A 23203-nucleotide genomic window follows, 5' to 3' on the forward strand; every position below is an offset into this window, starting at 1 on the left:
AAAAACAAGGTGTTCCAGAGTATGTCGCGAAAAGGAAACTGTTTAGATAATTCGCCCATGGAGAACTTTTTTGGATTACTAAAACAAGAAATGTATTATGGGGAAGCACTTTGCCCATTTGAGGAATTAAAAAAGAGAATTGAAGAATATATCAGTTATTATAATAATAAGCGTATAAAGCAAAAATTGGCAGGCATGAGTCCGGTTGTCTCCATACCAGCCAATTAGCAGCTTAAGCTAAAACTCTAACTTTTGCGGGCACCTCATTGTAAGTTAGCTCTTTTCGTTATATTAAAAACCTGCTAGTTTTTTACCATAAAGCATATTGGTTTTTAAAATCTCATAGTATAGGTCCGGATCCCCAGCTACTAACGCAATATCGTGTGCGGGGTTGCAGTGGTCAATCTCTGAAATCCAGATATCACCTAATTCTCCAACCGTTATATCAACCGCTGCATTTGCCAAATGCACCCCCATACCTTCTAATTCATTTACCGTATCAACAGCTATATGGTTCAATTCTTCATAAGTCAAGGAAGCGTGCAAATCGCTTTGATGCAAGAATTCTTTTACCATTTCTTTTTCAAATTTGACTATTGGCAGTAATCTGCCATCATTCTTTATCGATTGGTCGCCTCTCGTAAACGACCCCATTACCTGCCATTCACCTGAATAGTTTTTAACCGTAACAAACCGTACAGTAATGGTTCGATATCCGGTTACATCTATGGATTCTTGGATGATGTTTTCTCCCTCTTTAAAATATTTACTAAAGATAGAGTAGGCCTGATCCCGATTACTAAATCGATAATTCTTTGATTCCATATTTGATAAATTTGTTATAACGAGAGAGTTTGTATCCTTTAGTAAGACTCGATAGGCATGCCGATTAGCGCTGTTTAGCGGTTTCACCGTTAAATTAGGAAATTTCTTTAAAAAATAGTATAGATCTTGAGGTGAACCATACAGATTTGTATCCGGAAGATAACATTTTACACCGATGGAACTTGCCAATTTCTTGTGGATACTCCAACGATTTAGAAAGAAATCATTAAAAATTACATTGCCAATGATGGATTTAAAATGCTGTATCCATGCGGAGCTCACAGAAGAAGTCATCACAAAAATAGAGGCAGGATATGGGTATGTTCCTTCTTCCCATTGTTTTGTTCGAGGATTATAAAGATAGCCTGTGACGAGTTGGTTGACTTTATCAACATGGTCAAGAGAAAAAACAAGGATGGCACCCTTAATTTCACGATAAAGTAACACATAATCACGTAGATGATCGAGATTTTTCTTAATCGAGCTTTGATAATAACCTGCAAGTAAACCGATAAAGGGTCCAATTTGTAATTCGTTGCCATTCTGCTTGATTTCAAGACTGCAATGCTGTGGTATATTCAGCATGTCCAAAATATCTTCAGATAGGCTTGCCCCATTTAGTGGCAATTCATCAGAAATGTCTACAATAGATTGATAGGTTTTTGCACCAAATCTGATTTTTCTAGCCGTAATTTGAGTAATTCCCATAGATTCTGCTAACTTGGGATGTAACGTTAAAATCCCTCTGTTAGAGGTGTTTCTTGATAGCAGAATAACATTTTCCATTCCGTTTCCCCCCAACCATAATACTGGATAAGTTATTATATGTACCAATAACAAAGTTTGTCTTAAAAATGGGGGATTTCTTACAATTTGGACAAGTGTACCATTGTTATTGTGAAATATATACGGTGGATTAATCGTCTTCTTTATGATTGTTTTTATCTTCGTTTTTTTCAACAGGACGACCGTATAGCTCATTGATTTCATTAGCCAATTCATCTAAAAATTGATCTGTTAAAAGCGGCTTTTTCTTTTTAGACATATATATTTCTCCAATCTTTATTTTTTTTAAAAATTTTGATTTACATTTGATAAACACAGGAGTATGATAATCACAGTTTCATATTTCTAAATCGCTGAGACCAAATTGGTGCGGGGGACCCATTCATATGGATAGTATATCCAAGGGGTGAATCCTTTAATAGGTAGGGCTACTCAAGGGCCCGAATCCGACAGCTAACCTCGTAAGCGTTAATGAGAAGGAAGGTGGAGCTTGTTAGACAGTTCATTCATGTCTGCAGGTCTATTAACTTTGACTTGCAGGCATTTTTTTGTGCTTTTTAAGCATGATAATGATAAGACAGAACAAATAATTTTATAGAAAACACGGTGGTGCAGAAATCCATGGTTTCTTCAATCAAAAGATTGTTAATAGGCAGACCTTTAAAATCAACAGAACTAGGGGAACAGAAGCTCAATAAAACAAAAGCATTGGCGATACTTTCGTCTGATGCCCTATCATCGGTTGCCTATGGGCCAGAACAAATCCTAATTGTACTCGTAACAGTAAGTGCAGCGGCATTTTGGTATTCCATTCCGATTGCTATCGGTGTATTAGTTTTATTAGCAGCATTAATTTTATCTTATCGACAAATTATTTTTGCTTACCCGCATGGGGGAGGAGCTTATGTAGTATCAAAGGAAAATTTAGGTATCAATTATGGACTTATATCGGGTGGGTCTTTACTGGTTGACTATATTTTAACAGTAGCTGTTAGTGTATCGGCAGGAACTGATGCGATCACATCTGCCTTTCCAGCTTTACATGACCATAATGTGGGTATTGCGATTATTTTTGTCATATTTATTACTACTTTAAACCTAAGAGGTGTAACGGAGTCTGCTTCTATTTTAGCATATCCCGTCTATTTATTCGTGCTTGCTTTATTTATTTTAATTGGTGTGGGACTTTTTAATGTTTTTACAGGGCAAGTTCCAGCAGAATTACATACACCAGTTGGAACTCCGATTGCAGGGATATCTTTATTTCTTCTTTTGAGGGCATTTGCTTCAGGCAGTTCTGCGCTTACAGGTGTTGAGGCGATATCAAATGCGATTCCAAACTTTAAAGCGCCAGCTCCAAATAATGCTGCTAAAACGTTGGCAGCAATGGGGGGATTACTGGCGATATTATTTTCGGGAATTGTATTGTTAGCCTATTACTATGGGATTACGCCGAATGAAAAGGTTACCGTGGTTTCTCAAATTGCGGAGCAGACATTTGGACGCAACTTTATGTATTTCTTTATTCAAGGCACAACCGCTTTAATCTTAATTCTTGCGGCAAACACAGGATACACAGCGTTTCCATTGCTGGCAGTCAATCTCGCCAATGATAAGTTTATTCCAAGGATGTTTAAGATTAGAGGTGACCGATTAGGGTATTCGAATGGAATTCTCACATTAGGTTTAGCTTCAATCTTATTAATTATTTTTTTCAAAGGACAAACGGAGCACTTAATACCACTGTACGCGGTTGGGGTCTTCATTCCGTTTACTTTATCCCAAACGGGAATGATGTTAAAATGGCTTCGTGAAAAGCCTCAGGGCTGGATGTCGAAGCTTATCATTAATACAACGGGTGCTATCATCTGCTTTGTTGTTACGATTATGTTCTTTTTAACAAAGTTTGCGCAGGTTTGGCCTGTGTTGGTATTCTTACCAGTGATTGTTTATGTCTTTTACCGAATTAGAAAGCATTATGAAGCAGTGGGAGAGCAGTTAAGATTAAATTGTGAGGAGCCTGCAGTTCCTATTGAAGGAAACGTGATTATTGTTCCTGTAGCTGGTATTACCCAAGTGGTAGAAAACTCTCTGAATTATGCAAAATCACTTGGAGCGGATCAAGTACTTGCAGTTTATGTTTCCTTTGAAAGGGACGATGAAAAGAAATTCGAAGAAAAATGGAACAAGTGGCAGCCAGATGTAAGACTTGTCACCCTGCACTCTCATTATAGGAGTATTATCCAGCCACTTACCAAATTTGTTGATACCGTCCAGCATAAAGCTAGTGAGGCGAATTACCGTGTTACCGTGATCATTCCACAATTTATACCAAAAAAAGGCTGGCACAATATTCTGCACAACCAATCAAGCTTATTAATTAAAGCCTACCTGTTATACAGAAGAAATGTGATTATCACAACCGTCCCATATCACCTAAAAAAATAAACAAAGAGCAGCTTCCATTTTGGGAGCTGCTCAATTTTTGTTTTCAGAATTAGTGAAAATACAGCCTGGAACTTCGAAGGTTCGACCATTCGCGGTTAAAGAGATGGAACAGATGGCATTACCAATAATGGTCTCATGTAGAAAATGTATGTTTAAAAGAATAGCATTGTCATGAAAGTTGACTCCAGAGGCTTGTCCTTCCGCTGTTAAGATTTTACCGACACCGCCGCCTGATACGGGTTCACAAGTGGGGATACCAGGTGCAGCGGATTTAAATACAAAGCTGTTATTTTGATTCAAATCGTCACCATAAAGAATGGAAATAAAACTGTTATTGGCTGTACAATCAACTTCACAAATTCGTGCAGATATAGTAATTTTGCCTCTAGATGAAAATCGATCGATTAAAGTTTCGACTGGTACAGCAGATGCGGTTACTGTTGCACGACAATTACAACTTTCCATAAAACACCTCTCATTTACAATATTAGTTATATATATGTGACAGCTTGTCTTTTGGATTGGACAGAGAGTAAAGTAAAATGGAAATGTACAAATATTATTAATGATCAGGGAAGACTTTTTGGTGTTGTGGTTTGATTGGAAGTACCATAGTATGGGAAAATATGGCGAGGTGATAAACAATGTTGAAATTTGATTTACATACCCATCACGATCGGTGTGGTCATGCAAGGGGAGGAATTCGAGATTATATCGAGGCAGGTATCGAGAAGGGGTTAAATATTATCGGAATCTCTGACCATACCCCGTATTTTTCAAGTAAAGAAGACCATCCGTTTCCTCACATAACGATGGCAACAAGTCAATTTCCTGAATATGTAAAGGAAGTCCTGAAGTTAAAACAAGAGTATTCTGGAAAAATAGATGTCCTTTTAGGAATTGAGGCTGATTTCTTTCCTGAACATGTAGAGAAATACCGTCCGCACTTTGACCGATATCCATTTGATTATATTATTGGCTCTGTTCATCACGTAGATGGGGTGAGCATTTTTAAAGCGGAGCGCTGGGAAGGGCTGAGTTCAAAAGAACAAATACAGACCAAAGAATCGTATTATTCATTAATAGAACAATCTGCGCGCAGCGGCATGTACCAAATTCTTGGTCATATTGATGCGATGAAAGGCTTCTACCCAGAATTTTCAAATATTCAAACGGCAGCAGTCGAACACACGCTAAAGGTCATAGCGGAATACGACGTCGCAATTGAAATTAACACCTCCGGAAAAACCAAATACGTGGGAGGTTGGTATCCAGCCGATGACATTCTAGAAATGGCACTCCATCACGGAGTAAAAGTCACCTTCGGCTCAGACGCCCATGACCCAGAGAGAGTCGGCGACGAATTCGAAATCGTCCAAGCCCGCCTCAAACAAATAGGCTTCAAAGACTGGGTCTACTTTAACGAACGAAAGAGATATGCAGTAAAATTATGAATAAATGCGAATAAATGAATAAATGGTGACAGGCACCGAAAAAGGCACAAAAAATGTAATGGAAACCACATCCATTACATTTTTTCTTGTTTAGGTGTTTGTTTGCGTTTTTTGGTTAGGGTTCTAATGAGGTAAATACTGCCAATGAGTGCTAGTAGATTCAGTGAGTCTCCCAGGTTTATGGTTAGGTTGAAGTTGTTGTTTACGTGTACGGTGTTTTTATTGTTGGTATGCGAGTGCGACTTTGTTTCCTGGTTTTCTTTTGACATAAGGACCACCTCCATATGACTAGTATATCAACTAAAGTCTACAGAAAATGCCAATTTACTAGATAAAAATTGCTAGTTTTTTACTAACAACGTTTTTGTGAATTTCCTAGTACGAGAATACATGAGAAGAAATACAAAGGCACTTCCAATCCTCATAAAGGAATTCAACTCCATTGATTTTTGTATGCCTAGTCCTTCTAACAGCATAATCCCAATCTGTGGGGCTATAAAGGCGACAAAGGAAAGGAGTACATTATAGGTAGTGATACAATATGTTTTCGTTGCTTCTGGCGATTGTTCAAGCAAAAGGTTAAACAATAAGAGCACAACCCCAGAAATGAAAAATCCAGATAGTGCCTGGATACAAGTTAAATAGAATAGATTGGTAGACATAACGGTTAGAAATGGAACAAGCGCCATTCCGAGCGCAGCCCATACGAGCATAAGCGTATTAGATTTTGCCTCTGCCCATTTTTTCCACAAAGGGAAAGTAAAGATTTGCACCAACTGACATGCTACCGAAAAGATACTTATCCAAAGAATGGTGGCTTCTGCGATTCGAACATGATAAATATTGAATATCCCCCAGGACATCTGCCAGGTGAAATTAAAACAGAGTGCCGCAATTAGGAACCATTTGTACCCATGATCTTTAAAAATGGACCAATCCATCGACGACTTTTTTGTAGATGTTACGGCTTGAACTGTCTCTTTATGTTTCATTAAGAAAAACACTTCAAGTATTCCGAAAAGTAACGCTGTGAAAAATAACCACTGGTAGGCGGTTGCATTATTTGATTGGTTCTTCATAATAATCCCGATTATAAGTGTGGAGATCATGCCAGCAATCGTTAATAATCGGTTGCGATCACTAAAAAAAGAACCCCTACGATCGTCTTTTATCATGCCGCTAATTAATGTTTGCCAGCCAATGTTTGCAATGGTGGCAGGTACATTCATAAATGCGATAATGATTAAAAATACCCATGCTTGGTAAGAGGTAGAGATATAGACAACTCCGATGAGAAGTAAAAACAATAATCGAGCCCCTAATACTGACATGGCAACCGTTTTTTTCTGCGTCTGTAAACGATTTAATAGAACAGCAGCAGGAATGGTCATCAAAAGGGCAATTAAGGGTGGAAGGGAACTAATTAATCCAACTTGATAATTGGTAGCTCCAAGAATCGAGATAGCAAAGATGGGATAAAAGTTGCCTGCAAGGTTAATAGCAATGATAGAAACCATTCCATGATAGATACTAATCTTTTCATTATATGTACGCACGATGCTTCACCAGTTTCTCTATTAATCAATAACGATAATATTATACTACGGTATCCGAAATTTCTATATAATACTTTTGAAAATTATTTAACAAAAAAATAGACTGGGTAGAGCAACAAATCATACTCAAGTCAGCCAAAATCCAGTATAATAAAAATTTGGCTTTGATAATTCATTTTTCCTAGGAGTTTTTTATATGAATCAGACGTTTACATTAAAAGAAAAGACAAAACAAATTTTTATCATGATAATACCTATTTTAATCACTCAGCTCGGTATGTTTTCGATGGTGTTTTTTAACAATATTATGTCGGGAAAATATAGCTCCTCAGACCTGGCCGCTGTTGCCATTGGTTCGTCAATTTGGAGCCCGATATTTACAGGGATAAGCGGAATTCTGCTGGCGGTTTCTCCCATAGCAGCTCAACGCTTTGGGGAAAAGCGAGGCAAGGAAGTGGCTTCGGTTGTAAGACATGGACTCTACATTTCCGTTATGATTACGATTGTGGTCATTCTGCTTGGTGTATTCTTTTTAGATCCACTTTTAGATAAAATGAACCTTCCAAGTGACGTACAGGAAACTGCCTTTGACTATTTGGTTGGTCTTAGCTACGGAATTCTTCCGCTTTTTATCTTTAACGTGCTTAGGTCATTTATCTATGCATTAGGAAAAACAAGGATAGTAATGTATATCTTGCTTCTGTCTTTACCAATCAATTTCTTTCTGAATTTTGTGCTGATCTTTGGATATTGGGGTTTCCCGGAACTTGGCGGAGCAGGTGCAGGATATGCCACCTCCATCACGGAATGGCTGATAACGGGAATGACAGTGTACATTGTAAAAACACAGGAACCATTTTCAGGCTTTGCTGTGTTTGAGAATTTGAAGAAATTCTCATTAGCAGAGTGTAAGGAAATACTGAAAATCGGTGTACCTATGGGACTATCAACGTTCTTTGAAACCAGTATGTTTGCTGTTGTAACCATTCTATTAAGTAAATTTAATGTCACTACGATTGCAGCCTATCAATCAGCTTTAAACATCGTTTCTTTCCTATACATGATTCCGATAAGCATATCGATGGCGCAAACGGTCCTAGTAAGTTATGAAGTAGGGGCACGAAGATATAAGGACGCAAAGAGTTACAGCTGGTTAGGTATTTATCTTGCTATCTTAATCGCTCTTATTACTGGGGTGTTGGTGGTTTTATTCCGTTACCAAGTGGCTGGATTTTACTCGAATGAAACTGAAGTCATTAACCTAACGGCGCATTTCTTAATTTTTGCGTTGTTCTTCCAAATCAGTGATGCCATCCAAGTAACGGCACAAGCTGCCTTACGGGGATATAAGGATGTTAATCTTGCCTTTGTCATGACGTTAATCGCGTACTGGTTAATCTGCCTTCCAGTAGGCTACGTACTTGCAAACTATACAGGACTGGGTGCGACAGGATATTGGCTTGGTCTTACAGCAGGATTATTAGCGGCCGGAATCGCCTTATCATGGAGACTAATCTACATCCAAAAACGAAAATTCATCGACACACAAAAATTAGAAGTCGTATAACATGCAGCCAAAAGTCCTCATCACTCTGGAAAGGTGATGGGGACTTTTCTCAACCTACTGTCCGCCTGAGGTGGACAGTGTCCACGAGTGGTGACAGGCACCAAATGACGGCACCAAATGACAGTGTTGTCATCGTGATTATGTGATAATGTATTTATTCTTAAGGGAAGGAAGAGGTTAGGGTGACGAGGTATTTTGTTTTTGTTTATGGGACGCTTAGGAGGCATGAGCGAAATCATTATTTATTAAAGGATGCGGAGCTTGTTGCAGAGCAGGCTTGGACGGAGGGGAAGTTATTTGATACGGGTTTTGGCTATCCCGCTCTCCAGGAGTCGGCTGCGGATGTGGTCTATGGTGAACTGTATCTCGTTACGGAGTACCAGCTTCATAGATTAGATGAGCTGGAAGGTTATAGTGTGAAGGCGCGAGATAACTTATATAATCGTAATATACAACTGATCTCTCATGATACTGGTATAACCAAAGCCTATATTTATACCATTGCAAAACACAATAGTCATATGTTGAAAACGCCGATCAAGAGTGGTGATTGGAAGGAATATCATCTACGTAAACAAGACCCAATCCTTTATTTTGCCTATGGAAGCTGCATGGATCATGCACGATTTAAACTAGCAAAAGTGGACCAATATTTTCAAAAGGTGACAGGCGCCGGCATCCTAAACGGTTATACATTACGATACTCAGTAAAAATGCCTGATGGCGGTCGTGCTGACATTGTCGAGGAAGGCGGCGTGGTAGAAGGGAAGGTATATGAGATTCCCACCGATTGTGTTCCATACCTTTATAGGAGAGAAGGGGTAGGTTCACGCCTATATCGGACAACATTTGTGGATCTTTTCATAAATGGAAGCGTATACAAAGATGTGTTGACCTTTACCGTTGTCAATAAGGAAGCAGAAACAGCGCCGCCCGAACATTATTCTGATGAAATCATTAGAGGCGGGACAGGATTCTTAAGTGAAGCCTATCTTGAAAAATTGAAGAATCACATAAATATATTATGTAAACAAAGATAAAACAAAAAATCTTACTCGATGAAAGGGTAAGATTTTTCTATTTCTCAGAGAAAAAGGCAAATATGTATTTTATGTGCATTTATGAATTTTCAGTTAACAGGCTAAAAAGTTCATTATAATGGCTAATAACGTGCTAAAAATAGAATTTTTTGGGGGTTAAAATAAATGTCGAACCATGTCTTTGTAAATAAAAGCATTATTCAGGAATAAAAAATATTTATTATACGTTCAAATATAACGTTCGTCAATATGGTGAATTAGCGTTGAAAAGGTAGGTGTGAGTGACCTGAAAATTATTTGTAGATAACGTTTACTTTATATATTCTAGTAAAATATACTATTTTTGAGGAGGAATTTTGTGGAAATGTTAACGGAAACGTGAAAAAGGATCACCCTCAGGTTATGATCTTAGCGGAACGAAACCCCAAGGGCAATGCAAGTTGAGTATACAACTTTATGGTTAGTATACTCTTATTCTTAAAATAATCAACTCTATTACAAGAAAAGAGGGTTATTAATTTATGGACGTAAGAAGTAGACACCTAATTAATGAAAAGACGGTCTTACTAACTGGTGAGTACAATGATCGAGGAGAATTATGGTCAAGAGTGATTGAAGGGGAAGAAACTTTCCTCATTCGGAAAAGTCCAATAACGGTTATCGAGGAAACCTTATTACACTTGGGATCCAATTTCCTTGGAGCCAGGCGCAGTGCAAAATATCTGCTAACGCCAACAAGGATGCACCCTATAAGTGTGAATCCGCAAATGGGCATTCTATTGTTTCCTACAAAGAATATAAAGTGTCATTGCAATATATGGTTTTCACTTATTCATGTTAAAACAATAAACCCTGTTGGAATCAATCAAATTGAAGTTCTAACGAGCTTTGGTCATACAATCTTAATCGATATGTCGGAAAGAGCCTTTAACAACAAGCGGCAAAAGGCAGTTCAGCTTCAAGAAGCCATTACCCATAATCTAAATTGCCCCTTAAATTTCTATGTCGAACCAAAGAAGGGATTTTATATAAGTAAAAGTCCAAAAGAAAATAATTATTCCCTAGAGAAAAAATAACGAAAGAGAGCTGCGTCCATTAACGGAGGCTGCTCTTTTTAGGTGGAGGCGAATCCTTCGCTTTGTACCAAATAGTGGAATAGTTTAGATAAGAATAAACAATGATAATATAGGAAGATTATTGTGTCTTTTTAACGGAATTTATCACATTAGGACACTCTCTTGAAACAACAAGTGAAGCCAGTAGGAGTGGTAACGTACATGAGACGTCCATTGTTTAAAAAAATAAAAACAAATCAATTAGAAATCAGTGAAGAGTTGTTACAAAGTGATGAAAGCGTCAAAAACGACTACATTTCTGGAAATCTCCTGCTTGATATACCTAAAATAAAGGAGCTTTACTCTTATCCGAAAAATATAGACTTTAAAGTGAGAGAATTCACGATTCATATGATGGGCAGGAAGGCCGTTTTATTTTTTATTCCATCTATGACTGAAACGAAGTTAATTGATGAGGAGATCATAAAGCCACTAATCTTAGCAGCCAAAGAAATTATTGATATTCCTTCTGCAATAAGTATTAGTTCAATAAAAGAAGAGAAGTTGATATCCGCAGCTGTAAGTGAATTAAACACAGGCGCCACTTTGTTACTTGTGGATGGCCTGAATGTGATATATGTGTTAAATACATCATCTTCAGCAGGGCGTAGTGTTGAGAAACCGCAAAATGAAACTACGTTATTAGGGCCAAAAGAATCTTTCGTGGAAAGAGCAGACCAAAATATTTCGCTGATTCGGAAAAAAATTCGCTCTGAAGATTTTACTGTTGAAAAAATGATCATTGGCGGTCGTTCCAAGAATGAAGTCTATATCATTTACAACAAAGAATTAGCCGGTGAAAAAGTCTTAGCTGAAGTGAAATCAAGAATTGGGGCAGTCCAAAAAGATGCGGTCCAAAATCTCGGTCTCCTGATTCAACATATAGAAGATCGATCCACCAGCTTATTTCCGACCATTTTACAAACGGAACGACCTGACAGAGCAGCCTCTTTTATCGAAGATGGTCATGTTATTGTCGTGATGAACAACTCCCCGTTTGCGCTCGTAACACCAGCAACTTTTTGGTCCTTTTATCATTCTGCCGACGATCATTATTTAAGATTTATATATGGTAACTTTACAAGGTTACTGCGGATGACAGCGATGTTTATTACCTTGTTTACACCTTCTATTTATATCGCAATAACAAATTATCACATTGAAATGCTGCCTGCGGATTTACTTTTAGCGATCGCTGGTGCACGTGAGATGGTCCCATTCCCAGCTATTTTAGAATTACTTATGATGGAAATGGCATTTGAATTAATACGGGAAGCAGGGATTCGAGTACCAACTCCGATTGGTCCAACCATTGGCATTGTTGGAGCATTAATTTTAGGTCAGGCTGCAGTTGAGGCAAATGTGGTTAGTCCCATCGTGGTGATCGTTGTGGCGTTAACGGGGCTCTCGTCCTTTGCGATAAGTGATGTGAATTTAAATTATGCCATAAGGATAGCTCGATTTGGCTTTCTTTTATCTGCTAGTTTATTTGGTATTTTTGGCATGGTGGGTATCTTTATGATCGGATTATTTTATTTATCGGTTGTTAAAACGTTTGGTGTCCCTTATTTGGCGCCATTGACACCGAAATACAAGTCTTCAAAAGATACATTATTTCGGAGAGTATTAAAGAATGAAAAATTTAGACCCGCCTTTGTAAAAACGAAGGATTTAACAAAAGAGCCTGTTCAAAATGAGTGAAAATAGGTGGTAGTTTGGTTAAGGTTGAGAAGGATTTAATAGGTATAAAGGAGTTTTTTTCCGTTATTGTTTTTATGATTAGTACAAAGGCGACAGATATGACGACAACAAAACTTTTCGAAGATACTTTTAATGCTGCCTGGATGGTTATCATTGGGTCCTTTGTCATCATTCTTCCTTCTATCATTGTTTTAAATCTTGTCCTAAAAAAACATCAAACGAAAAATCTCCTCGAAATCCTGCAATTAGCGATGGGGAGGCAAGTAGCCTTTGGAATTGGGTTCATTCTGTTTTTATTCTTGTTAGTTAATACATCAGTGGAAAGCAGGAGTTATGCAGACCAACTTATTACCATGAATTTTCCTAAAACTCCGTTATTCATCCTTTACTTTGCGTTTTTATTATTTTGTTTATGGGGGGCTAAAAAGGGATGGGAGTCTCTAGGTTCTGTGGCATGGATGATCTTCCCTTACGTTACAATTGCTTTAGGAATATTGGTTTTTCTTCTTGCGAAAGATGCATATTTGAATCGGATATTTCCTTTGTTTGGATCGGGAAAATGGGAGGTGGCGAAGGCAAGTTTTAACTATGTCACTATTTATGCAGAAGCATTTTACATCGCTATGTTGTATCCCTTTGTCAAAGATCATAAAACCTATACAAGAGGGCTTTTTGGCTCGTTGGGGTATACTGTTCTGATGATGATGATCCTATATCTTTGCTACACGTTAGTTTTTGATTACCGGAGTGTTGGGAAAATTACCTACCCTTTTAACGAAGCAACTAGACTAGTGACAATAGGAAGAGTCATCACCAATATAGAAACCTTTTTTTTAACTTTTTGGTTATTGGTGATTATTGTCAAGTTTGCTGTTTATTTATATTTGGTCAGTATGCTGTTTGGCTTCGTTTTTAATATAAAGGAGTTTGAGCATACACTAATACCGATAACGATACTGGTCCTGTTACTTGGAATGATTCCCACAAACCAAATAGATAATATCTTTATTTTTAAAGAAAAAATTATGATGTTCTCGAAGTACATTTTCTTACTCCTTCCTCCATTTCTTTGGCTAATCCTCAAAGTAAAGGCGGTAAGGAATGGATGAGAGCAATAAAATTGCTACTTTTATGTATGGGAATCGTCTGTTTGCTTGCTGGCTGCTGGGATCGTAAAGAATTAGAGCAGATGTCATATACCATTGCAATTGGATTAGATATACCTGATCATATCGATTTAAATGAGAAACAAGCAGTGGATGTCACCTTCCAATTTGCTAATCCAAAACTTAATATTAAAGGAGCCCCAGGTCAAGAGGAAGATCCGGAGAGAAATATTGTTACCTTGACTGCACCAGATTTTGTCACCGCGAAGAATATGGCAAACTCTTTTGTAACAAGACAAATATCGTTTAGTCACGCGAAAGTAATCGTGGTTTCGGAGGAACTCGCCCGAACGGATCATTTTTATCGTTTTATTGGTTCTGCACTGAAGGAAAGAGAGGTCCGTAGAGAAACGAATATCATTGTAACAAACGAGAAGGCATCAGAGTTTATTAAGAAAAACAAACCGGAATCACAAATACGGGTACACAAGTTTTACCAGTTTATTATCGATCGATCGATTGAAACAGGTTTAGTACCAGAGTCAACGATTAATCGGCTACTAGCGATTACAGATGGAGACGCAGACTTATTTTTAGCGATGAATGGCTCAGTTGGTAAAAAAAACAATGGTGATACTTTTAAAGAGGAAGACCAATATTTAGCTGGAAGTGTTCCGAAAAAAGGCGGGAATATGGTTCAGTTAATCGGTTCTGCGGTGTTTAAAGAAGGAAAAATGATTGGTAAATTAACAGGAGAAGAGACCCGAGGTGCTCTTCTACTTGATAATACATCGAGGATTGAAGATATGTATGTCAGTTATCAAGATCCATTGAACGAAAAATATATGGTAGCATGCAGAGTTAAGAAAAAAACGGCCACCAAGGTAAAAGTTAAATTACGAAAGGGACCGCCATTAATTAATGTCACGGTACCTATTGAAATTGAAGTATTATCTACCCCAAGTATGGAAAATTACGCTGAAGACTTAGCGAAACAGTCAATCTTAAAAAAGAAGATAGAAAGTGAGTTAAAAGAAAATTTAGTTGCACTAGTAAAAAGAACCCAAGAAGAATTCAAATCAGAACCTTTTTATTGGTCTTTATATGCTCGGCCGTTATTTAGTTCAACGAAAGAGTACGAGAAGTGGGACTGGACCAATAAAAATTACCCTTTTGCAACGGTGAATATAAAGATAGATGTAGAAATTGTCGGATTCGGTAAGCAGATGAAAGAATCTGAAATGGAAAAGGTGAGGGATTAGTGAAGATCATTCTATGGATGGTAGTGCTATTTGGTGGACTTTATAGTTTCGCACATGCTTATTTCCTTCTTAAGGATAAAAATAAACTAGGTGCTTTCGGCATTATCTTAATTGGCTTGGTCATTTGCGTGTGTCCCTTTTTCATTAGATTAAAGTAATACAGGAAAATAGAGGTCTTTCTAGATTTCTGTTTTTTTATCTCAATAACCAATGGTCAAGGAGGAATAAAATTGGTGAACTGGTAAAAATTATTAGTTAGGAGGTGGGAGTGTGTCCTTTTTTCGAAAGAAGAAACGAACCGTTAAAAAACCACAATTATTAACTCCGAGTAAATTGGTTTCACAAAAGGAAAACACACCAACTTCTAGCTCATTAACGGAGACTGAGAAACAAATCAAAGATATTCTCGGTAATAACGAAGATTTAAAAATAAAACATTTTAAGATTTTTGGCCAATTCTCAGCAGCTTGCGTATATTTTTCTAGCTTAGTTGATAAAGATTCTCTTAATAAGGATATACTGAAGTCTCTCATGTATGAACCTGATCATTTAATGGGAAAGGAAAAACCACTTACCCAATTGATCGACATGATCCTAACAGAAACGATTTATCATAGTGAGGCAAAGGTTGGAGATAGCATTGATCAATTAATTCAATTGATGCTTCGCGGTGAAACGGTGATTTTTATTGATGGCATCAAGGAAGCCATTCATATTGGAACACGAAAAGTGGAAAAAAGAGCGATTGACCAGCCTCAAACCGAACAAGTCATTTTAGGACCAAGGGAGGGTTTCATTGAAAGCATCGCTACGAATATTGCCTTATTAAGATACAGACTTCCAACACCAGACTTCCAAGTAAAAACCATGAAAATCGGCCGGCTGACAAAATCAACGGTGGCCATTTGTTACCTTAAAGGAATTGCAAATGAGACAGTGATCAAAGAAGTGGAAAAGAGGCTTTCGGAGATTGATATTGATGCCATCCTAGATGTGGGATATCTAGAACAATTTATTGAAGATAATCCTTTCTCACCATTTCCTCAGACCCAATCCACAGAACGACCAGATAAAACCGTGGCAAATTTAATAGAGGGACGAGTGGCTATTCTAGTTGATGGCTCACCATTTTCTTTATTGGTACCGGTTGTTTTTAATCAATTTTACCAAACAACAGAGGATTATTCGTCAAGGTTCTTAATGGGAAGTTTTGTTAGACTGGCGCGGATATTGGCATTAGTGTTTTCACTTATTTTTCCGTCACTCTATGTATCCCTTATTTCCTTTAATCCTGAATTACTGCCGACAGAATTTGCAGTAGCTGTTGCTGGCGGCCGGGCAGGGGTTCCTTATCCAGCGGTAATTGAGGTTCTAATTATTGAAGTTTCTATGGAAATATTGCGTGAAGCGACGGTCCGGCTTCCCAAACAAGTAGGCGGAGCCTTATCCATTGTTGGGGTGCTGGTAATCGGACAGGCTGCTGTTGAAGCAGGTTTATCCAGCCCGATAACAGTAGTGGTTATTGCCTTAACAACAATTGGTTCGTTTGCCACACCCACCTATACAGCAGCGTTTGCGCTAAGGATGCTGAGATTTCCTATCATGATTTTGGCTGGGATTTTCGGACTATACGGCGTGATGGTAGGTGTTATCTTTATTTTCAATCATATGCTCTCTTTAAAATCTTTTGGTGTCCCATATATGGCACCTGTTTCTCCCTCTGACTATGAAGGGATGAAAGATGTAGTGGTACGGAGTCCGTTATGGTGGATGCCGAAAAGACCGGACTTTCTTCATCCATCTAACCAATCTAGACTTTCAGAAAATGAAAATAAGATGTTAGAGCATAGCAAACTAGGAAATGATCAGCGGGAGGGAACAACTGATGGGGGATCCGAAGGAAATAACAGCACTTCAAGCCACAACGATCTTAATTAGTACGATTATTGGGGTAGGTGTTCTCCCATTGCCTTTGTTTGCTGTCAGAGCAGGGGAAACGAGTGCTCCATTCGTCACCCTGACTGGAGTTTTTTTGGCAGCTATTGGATTAATGATCCTAACTTATCTTGGGATTCGCCATCCTCATAAAACCATTATTACTTATAGTCAAGATATCATTGGGAAATGGCTGGGGAAGATTTTTAGCATAGTTGTTATCTTCTTTTTTTTAATATTAAGTAGTCTGACAGCACGAGAGTTCGGTGCTGTTGTGGTAACGGCAGTGCTAAGAGAAACACCCTTAGAAGTAACGGTTATTGTTATGCTTTTATTGGCAGCGATTAGCTGTCGGAACAATATCAATGTTTTTGCCTATATCCACAATCTGTATGTCCCTATGATATTAGCACCCGTTTTAATTGTCGTTGCCTTTTCATTGAAGAATGCCAATCTCTTATATTTACGTCCAATTTTTTTAGGAAATGATCTTTGGAATATGGCTGGAGGGATGCTCACCGTTTCAGCGCTATTTCAGGGGTCCTTCATTATTACGATGATTATTCCTGCCATGAAAACGCCCAAAAAAGCAATGAAGGCTAGTTTATGGGGAATCCTGATTTCAGGAGGACTATACTTATTAATTGTGATTGCTACGGTGGCTATTTTTGGACCAGAAGAAATTAAACAAATCTTTTGGCCCACGTTAGAACTGGCTCGGACAACAGCAATTCCAGGTAATATCCTACAAAGGCTCGATATCATCTTTTTGGCGGTATGGGTTTTGGCTGTTTTTACTACCTTATTCTCAAGTTACTACTTTACCATCCATTCTATTAAAGAGCTTTTCAGACTGAAAGACCATAAAGTACTCTCTTATTTTATTCTGCCATTTGTGTTTTTTTTGGCGATGGCACCGCAAAACGTTTTACACATGTATGAGATTATCCAATTAATTGGAAGAGCAGGTTTACTTATTACAATTATCTATCCTGCTTTCCTTTTACTAATCGATTTCCTCAGGAGCTGGAGGAGGAAAAAAAATGTGGCTAAACCATCGTAAGTTAATAATTATTATGTTTTCTATTCTCATACCATTATTCCTATCTGGCTGCTGGGATAGTAGGGAAATCGAGAAAAGAGCAAATGTTTTGGCAATTGGAGTTGATATAGCGAGTGAAGAGGATCGAAAAAAGGAAGATGAGATCTCTCATTTGAGCAAAGAATTTCCGACTCCTGATGAAGAGATGATTAAGGTTACTGCCCAAATTGCTGTCCCTGGAGAAATACCACTAGGTCCACAGCAGCCTGGTGGTTCTGCAAAGCCAGTATTGGTTGTAGAGGTGGTTGGCCATTCCTTTCAGGATGCGATGCTAAATCTGCAGCAGGAAGTTGCGAATGAATTGTTTTTAGGTCATTTACGGATAATTGTCTTTAGTGAGGATATAGCAAGATCAGGAACAAGCCGTTTTAATGATTTTCTAAGACGTAATCCCGAGATTCGCAGAACTGCCTCACTAGTGGTGTCAAAGGAACCAGCATCAAAATATATGAACATAACCCCAGAGCTGGAACGTATTCCATCCCTATATTTAGCAGAACTGGTTGATAATTTAACGGCATTAGGAAAATTTCCACCCAGCTTCATTGGCCTTTTTTGGACCATTTACTCTAGTAAGGGCCAGGATCCTTACCTTCCATACTTAGAATTAAAAGGAAAGTCTGCCATACAACTAAACGGTCTAGCTTATTTTCATGGTGATAAGATGGTCGGTAAGACAAATCCACTGGAAATAGGTGTTTTTATGTCCGTAAGGGGAATAGGCAGAGGCGGTTATGGTGCATTTGCCGAAGTACCTGGCAAGGATGAATCCGTCTTAGTAAGGACAGTCAGCCGAAATACAAGAACGAAAGTCGGTATTAAAAATGGTAAACCGCATGTCTCAATTAAGATCCAGTATGAAAGTGAAATAGATGAAAAGGAAAGTGCAGCAATACAGCTATCGGATTCAGCTATATTGAAAAAAATTGAAAAAGCAACTTCTAAAGATGCCAAAAGGTCGATTGAAAAATTAATAGCTACAACGCAGAAAACAAAATCTGATATTTTTGGGTTTGGTGAACATTTTCGGGCCAAATTACCGCAATATTGGAACCGAAACGTAAAAACAAAAGAAAAGTGGGATGGAATTTACCAGAATCTTACTTTTGATGTAAAGGTTGATTCCCATATTCACCGAGTTGGCATGAAATCTAAATAAGGAGTTTTTTATGTATATCGGATATTTAAATTATGTAATCGTACTCTGCTGGGTAACAGGGGGATTAATCCTACTTACCGATGTAAAAGCTTATAAAAATGCTTCGCTCAAAAAAGAACAGAAGGTGTCAAAATTTTTAGGATTGGTAAATATTTCAATTGGCTTTGGGTTAATTGCTGGAGATTTCATATTTTCACATTTCATGTGGTGATTTGGTTTTTGGACTTCATTCTGAGGTCCAATTTTTTTATGAATTTTGAGGGTAAATGTATCCGTTATCACCTTGATAAAATAAAGGTTTTTACGATACTTTATCCGGTTAAAGTAGTGAAATAATGTGTTAGATAACCTTCCAAAGTCATGTAAATAAAGCTGTCATGATGTTATAAATAATTCAGATAATTCAAAACGAATAAGGAAGGTGTTCACATGATAAAACAAAAGCTAGTTCTCATAGGGAATGGAATGGCAGGAGTCAGAGCGATTGAAGAAGTGTTGAAAATAAACCCAGATGGATTTGAAGTTACAATTTTTGGTACAGAACCATATCCAAATTATAATCGAATTCAATTATCAAAGGTGTTGCAGGGTGGTACTTCAGTGAGTGACATTACCTTAAATGACTGGGAATGGTATCAAGATAACATGATTCGCTTTTATCCAGGAGAGACAGTTACAGCCATTAATACAAAAACAAAAACGGTCAGTACTGATAAAGGGCGAACAGAATCCTATGATCAATTAATCATTGCTACTGGCTCCAACCCATTCATGCTTCCATTACCAGGCGCCGATAAGGAAGGAGTTAAGGCGTTTCGGAATATAAAAGACTGCGAAGAGATGATTGAATATTCGAAAAAACACAAAAAAGCGGCGGTCATTGGCGGAGGCCTGCTGGGATTGGAAGCGGCAAGAGGACTTCTTAACCTCGGAATGGAGGTAGATGTCATTCATATTTTCGATTACTTAATGGAGCGTCAGTTAGATCGAACCGCAGGGAAATTACTGCAAGCAGAACTAGAAAAACAGGGAATGAATTTTATTTTACAAAAAAATACTGCAGAAATTACCGGCAGAAAACATGTCACAGGACTAAAATTTTCGGATGGAAGCAGAATTAAAGCAGATTTGGTCGTGATGGCGGTCGGGATTAAACCCAATGTCGCGTTGGCACAAGAAGCGGGTATACCTGTTAACCGAGGTATTCTTGTAAATGATTATTTAGAGACAGACATCCCAAATGTGTTTGCGGTAGGAGAATGTGCCGAGCACCGCGGAATTGCCTACGGATTAGTGGCTCCTCTATATCAGCAAGGACAAGTATTAGCGAAAAGACTCTGTGGCGTGCGAGATAATGGCTACCAAGGTTCTGTGTTATCAACCCAATTAAAGGTGTCTGGTGTCGATGTTTTCTCGGCAGGAAAAATAAACGAAGATGAGAGTACCAAAGTATATAAAATGTACGACGATTGGAATGGGACTTATAAGAAAGTACTCATTGAAGACGGAAAAATTGCAGGTGCTGTCCTGTTCGGTGATACAAAGGATGGAAATAAGTTATTCGACTTTATTAAAAAAGGGGCACTGATTGAGGAGTATTTAGAGTCATCTCAAAGTGCTAATTCTGAGGTTAATTTAGTAGCAAGCATGTCTGATGAGGAGATTATTTGCGGCTGTAATGGTGTCACAAAAGGAAGTATTGTCGAGGCAATTAAAGCAAATGGATTAACGACCGTTGATCAGGTGACAGGCTGTACGAACGCTTCCCGCTCATGTGGGGGCTGCAAATCTCTTGTTTCTGATTTACTTGCATGTACACTTGGAGAACACTATCAAGCGGACCAAAAGGAAGCAATTTGTGGCTGTACCACATTATCAAGGGATGAAGTCCTTGCGGAAATTCGTGAAAAAGGTCTCACTCATATTCGCGAAGTAATGAACGTGTTGGAGTGGGAGTCTGATGGCTGTTCAAAATGTAAACCAGCTTTAAATTATTACTTAGGAATGATCAATCCACTGAAATATCAAGACGAGCACGAAGCCAGATATGTTAATGAAAGAATGCATGCGAATATCCAAAAGGATGGTACCTACTCCGTTGTTCCAAGAATGTATGGCGGCGTTACAACCTCCGAAGACCTAAGGAAAATTGCCGATGTTGCCGATAAATATAAGGTTGGCATGATAAAGGTTACGGGCGGTCAACGTATTGATTTACTCGGTGTATACAAAGAAGACCTGCCAAAGATTTGGGCAGAACTTGATATGCCATCTGGGTCAGCATATTCTAAAGGACTTCGCACTGTAAAAACCTGTGTAGGTGAAAATTTCTGCCGGTTTGGAACGCAGGATTCAATTGGAATGGGAATCAGACTAGAAAGGAAGTTCGAAGGTCTAAACACTCCGCATAAAGTGAAAATGGCTGTGTCAGCCTGTCCCCGTAATTGTGCAGAAAGCGGAATTAAAGATGTAGGTGTGGTCGGTGTGGAAGGTGCTTGGGAAATGTATGTAGGCGGCAATGGCGGGACTCATCTACGTGAAGCGGATTTATTGTTTAAGTTCAAATCAGGTGATGAGTTGGTCGAGATGATTGGGGCATTCCTTCAATATTATCGCGAAAGTGCTAAATACCTAGAAAGGACTTCAGCATGGGTGGAGCGCTTAGGGATCGACCATATTAGAGAGGTGCTATCGGATGAATTAATGGTCAAGGAATACAATAATCGAATCGATGAGGCACTGTCTGTGGTTCAAGATCCATGGAAAGAAGCGATTAATAATAAAAACCTTTTAAGAGACTTATATCAAAATGTAAAGGTACCTGTAGAAACGAAATAATGGGGAGTGGATCTTATGGAAAAAACATTACGCAGCGTCTTCATCGGGGAAGTAGCAGAATTACCGCAAAAGTTGGGAAAAACAGTCATCGTTGGCAATAAGGAAATCGCCGTTTTTAAAACGGAAAATGGCGATATCCGAGCCATTGAGAACCGCTGTCCCCATAAAGGCGGCGTCCTTGCAGAAGGTATACTCAGTGGGGAATATGTATTTTGCCCCATGCATGATTGGAAAATAAGTGTTAAAGACGGCAATGTCCAGGCGCCAGATGTAGGTTGCGTTCAGACTTACCCAGTGGAGGTTAAGAGCGGTCAAGTCTATGTCTTAATCAGAGAATAGATGGGGATGTCGGTCTCGTTCGTTCAATAGGTTCATAGTGATCGAGTCAGGGCAGCGAACGTGGTTTCGGTCACTATGAAAAAATGAAACAAGTTCATAAAATTTTGGGGGTGAAAAAGATGTCGAGAATAAGTCCAAATCAAGTAGTGGAAAGTATGATTCAAGCAGGAAAAGTAAAGGCAAAATTACCTGTTAAGGATCTGCTCATCAGGGGTGCACTAGGTGGAGCCTTGCTCGGATTTGGCACGACATTGGCTTTTACAGCTGAGATCCAAACAGGACTAGGGATTGTCGGGGCATTACTTTTTCCTGCTGCATTTGTCATTATTATTCTCCTTGGATTGGAATTAGTTACAGGAAGTTTTGCTCTCATTCCCGTTGCAGTAATGGCGAAAAAAGCAACAGGAACCGAGATGTTAAAGAATTGGTTTTGGGTCATTGTTGGTCATGTAATTGGAACTGTTTTTTACGCCATTTTATATATAGTAGCTGTTACACAGCTCGGTCAGGTCACCAATCATGCAGTTACTGCAAAGATCCTTGCAGTGGCGGAAACAAAAACGCTGGGGTACAAAAGTCTCGGTCCAGAAGGGTTGCTCGTCGTATTTGTAAAAGCGATGCTCTGTAATTGGATGGTGACACTTGGTGTTGTAATGGCAATGACGACAAAGTCCGTAATTGGAAAAATTGCGGCAATGTGGCTGCCAATAGTAATTTTCTTTGCCCAAGGCTTTGAGCACGCAGTTGTCAATATGTTTGTCATCCCAGCAGGCATGATTCTTGGCGCAGATATTAGCATAGCTGATTGGTGGCTGTGGAATCAAATACCTGTGCTAATTGGGAATTTAGTCAGTGGGGTTCTTTTTACCGGATTTGCGCTTTATTACACACACGGGAAACAAGAATCGAGAATGGTTTTGGAAATGCCCAGAACAAAAGCAGCTGTATCGAGTACACAGCGATAAGAAGG

The 23203-nt window shown here is 38.6% G+C and carries 21 protein-coding genes and 1 riboswitch; of the genes, 16 read left to right on the top strand and 5 right to left on the bottom strand.

The window, feature by feature from the left end; translation table 11 throughout:
- Positions 1-21: 21 nt before the first annotated feature.
- On the top strand, positions 22-228 hold the full coding sequence (locus tag F4694_RS17340; RefSeq protein ID WP_179600211.1) for an IS3 family transposase: 207 nt from the start codon (positions 22-24) through the stop codon (positions 226-228).
- A gap of 63 nt (positions 229-291) precedes the next feature.
- On the opposite strand, the gene F4694_RS17345 is transcribed toward F4694_RS17340, so the two are convergent.
- Positions 292-1611: a YheC/YheD family protein gene (locus F4694_RS17345; RefSeq protein WP_179600213.1), complete on the bottom strand. Its 1320-nt coding sequence runs from the start codon at positions 1609-1611 to the stop codon at positions 292-294.
- A gap of 130 nt (positions 1612-1741) precedes the next feature.
- Positions 1742-1870 (bottom strand): hypothetical protein, encoded by a 129-nt coding sequence (locus tag F4694_RS17350; RefSeq protein WP_179600215.1) that lies wholly within the window; start codon positions 1868-1870, stop codon positions 1742-1744.
- A gap of 82 nt (positions 1871-1952) precedes the next feature.
- A riboswitch (cyclic di-AMP (ydaO/yuaA leader) is annotated at positions 1953-2094 on the top strand.
- A 138-nt stretch (positions 2095-2232) separates the two neighbouring features.
- On the opposite strand from F4694_RS17350, the gene F4694_RS17355 reads away from it, so the two are divergent.
- Positions 2233-4059: an APC family permease gene (locus tag F4694_RS17355; protein WP_179600217.1), complete on the top strand. Its 1827-nt coding sequence runs from the start codon at positions 2233-2235 to the stop codon at positions 4057-4059.
- A 30-nt stretch (positions 4060-4089) separates the two neighbouring features.
- Here the strand turns inward: F4694_RS17355 and F4694_RS17360 are convergent, their stop codons facing one another.
- The gene (locus F4694_RS17360; protein ID WP_179600219.1) at positions 4090-4524 is read right to left on the bottom strand and encodes a hypothetical protein; all 435 of its coding nucleotides are present in this window, start codon (positions 4522-4524) and stop codon (positions 4090-4092) included.
- Between the two features lie 182 nt (positions 4525-4706).
- Between F4694_RS17360 and F4694_RS17365 the strand changes: the two genes are divergently transcribed.
- Positions 4707-5513: a histidinol-phosphatase gene (locus F4694_RS17365; RefSeq protein ID WP_179600482.1), complete on the top strand. Its 807-nt coding sequence runs from the start codon at positions 4707-4709 to the stop codon at positions 5511-5513.
- A 74-nt stretch (positions 5514-5587) separates the two neighbouring features.
- On the opposite strand, the gene F4694_RS17370 is transcribed toward F4694_RS17365, so the two are convergent.
- Complete coding sequence (locus tag F4694_RS17370; protein ID WP_179600221.1) at positions 5588-5782, bottom strand: hypothetical protein; 195 nt, start codon at positions 5780-5782, stop codon at positions 5588-5590.
- A 72-nt stretch (positions 5783-5854) separates the two neighbouring features.
- Positions 5855-7069: an MFS transporter gene (locus F4694_RS17375; protein ID WP_179600223.1), complete on the bottom strand. Its 1215-nt coding sequence runs from the start codon at positions 7067-7069 to the stop codon at positions 5855-5857.
- A 196-nt stretch (positions 7070-7265) separates the two neighbouring features.
- On the opposite strand from F4694_RS17375, the gene F4694_RS17380 reads away from it, so the two are divergent.
- The 13 genes from F4694_RS17380 to F4694_RS17440 all read left to right on the top strand — a co-directional run bounded on the left by F4694_RS17380 (position 7266) and on the right by F4694_RS17440 (position 23198).
- The gene (locus tag F4694_RS17380; RefSeq protein WP_179600225.1) at positions 7266-8636 is read left to right on the top strand and encodes an MATE family efflux transporter; all 1371 of its coding nucleotides are present in this window, start codon (positions 7266-7268) and stop codon (positions 8634-8636) included.
- A gap of 182 nt (positions 8637-8818) precedes the next feature.
- Positions 8819-9676, top strand: coding sequence for a gamma-glutamylcyclotransferase (locus F4694_RS32845; RefSeq protein ID WP_179600227.1), 858 nt, complete (start codon positions 8819-8821; stop codon positions 9674-9676).
- Between the two features lie 521 nt (positions 9677-10197).
- Positions 10198-10752, top strand: a complete 555-nt coding sequence (locus F4694_RS17390; RefSeq protein ID WP_179600229.1) for a competence protein ComK — start codon at positions 10198-10200, stop codon at positions 10750-10752.
- Positions 10753-10953: 201 nt separating this feature from the next.
- The gene (locus F4694_RS17395) at positions 10954-12492 is read left to right on the top strand and encodes a spore germination protein (RefSeq protein ID WP_179600231.1); all 1539 of its coding nucleotides are present in this window, start codon (positions 10954-10956) and stop codon (positions 12490-12492) included.
- Positions 12489-13601, top strand: coding sequence for a GerAB/ArcD/ProY family transporter (locus F4694_RS17400; protein ID WP_308806363.1), 1113 nt, complete (start codon positions 12489-12491; stop codon positions 13599-13601). Before F4694_RS17395 ends, F4694_RS17400 begins: the two co-directional genes overlap by 4 nt.
- Positions 13598-14860 (top strand): Ger(x)C family spore germination protein, encoded by a 1263-nt coding sequence (locus F4694_RS17405; protein ID WP_179600235.1) that lies wholly within the window; start codon positions 13598-13600, stop codon positions 14858-14860. Before F4694_RS17400 ends, F4694_RS17405 begins: the two co-directional genes overlap by 4 nt.
- 270 nt (positions 14861-15130) lie before the next feature.
- Positions 15131-16798: a spore germination protein gene (locus F4694_RS17410; RefSeq protein ID WP_179600237.1), complete on the top strand. Its 1668-nt coding sequence runs from the start codon at positions 15131-15133 to the stop codon at positions 16796-16798.
- Positions 16746-17858 (top strand): GerAB/ArcD/ProY family transporter, encoded by a 1113-nt coding sequence (locus tag F4694_RS17415; RefSeq protein WP_179600239.1) that lies wholly within the window; start codon positions 16746-16748, stop codon positions 17856-17858. The genes F4694_RS17410 and F4694_RS17415 overlap by 53 nt, the downstream gene beginning before the upstream one ends.
- Positions 17839-19056: a Ger(x)C family spore germination protein gene (locus F4694_RS17420; protein WP_179600241.1), complete on the top strand. Its 1218-nt coding sequence runs from the start codon at positions 17839-17841 to the stop codon at positions 19054-19056. The genes F4694_RS17415 and F4694_RS17420 overlap by 20 nt, the downstream gene beginning before the upstream one ends.
- A gap of 10 nt (positions 19057-19066) precedes the next feature.
- Positions 19067-19267: a CLC_0170 family protein gene (locus F4694_RS17425; protein WP_179600243.1), complete on the top strand. Its 201-nt coding sequence runs from the start codon at positions 19067-19069 to the stop codon at positions 19265-19267.
- Between the two features lie 218 nt (positions 19268-19485).
- Positions 19486-21894 carry a nitrite reductase large subunit NirB gene (gene nirB, locus F4694_RS17430; protein WP_218895712.1) on the top strand — a complete coding sequence of 803 codons (2409 nt, stop codon included), beginning with the start codon at positions 19486-19488 and terminating at the stop codon, positions 21892-21894.
- Positions 21895-21909: 15 nt separating this feature from the next.
- Positions 21910-22233, top strand: coding sequence for a nitrite reductase small subunit NirD (nirD, locus tag F4694_RS17435; RefSeq protein ID WP_179600485.1), 324 nt, complete (start codon positions 21910-21912; stop codon positions 22231-22233).
- A 119-nt stretch (positions 22234-22352) separates the two neighbouring features.
- A complete protein-coding gene (locus tag F4694_RS17440) occupies positions 22353-23198 on the top strand; it encodes a formate/nitrite transporter family protein (protein ID WP_179600244.1) in 846 nt (281 codons plus the stop codon).
- Positions 23199-23203: the final 5 nt, after the last annotated feature.

Source organism: Neobacillus driksii (assembly GCF_013409995.1).
GTDB lineage: Bacteria > Bacillota > Bacilli > Bacillales > Cytobacillaceae > Neobacillus > Neobacillus driksii.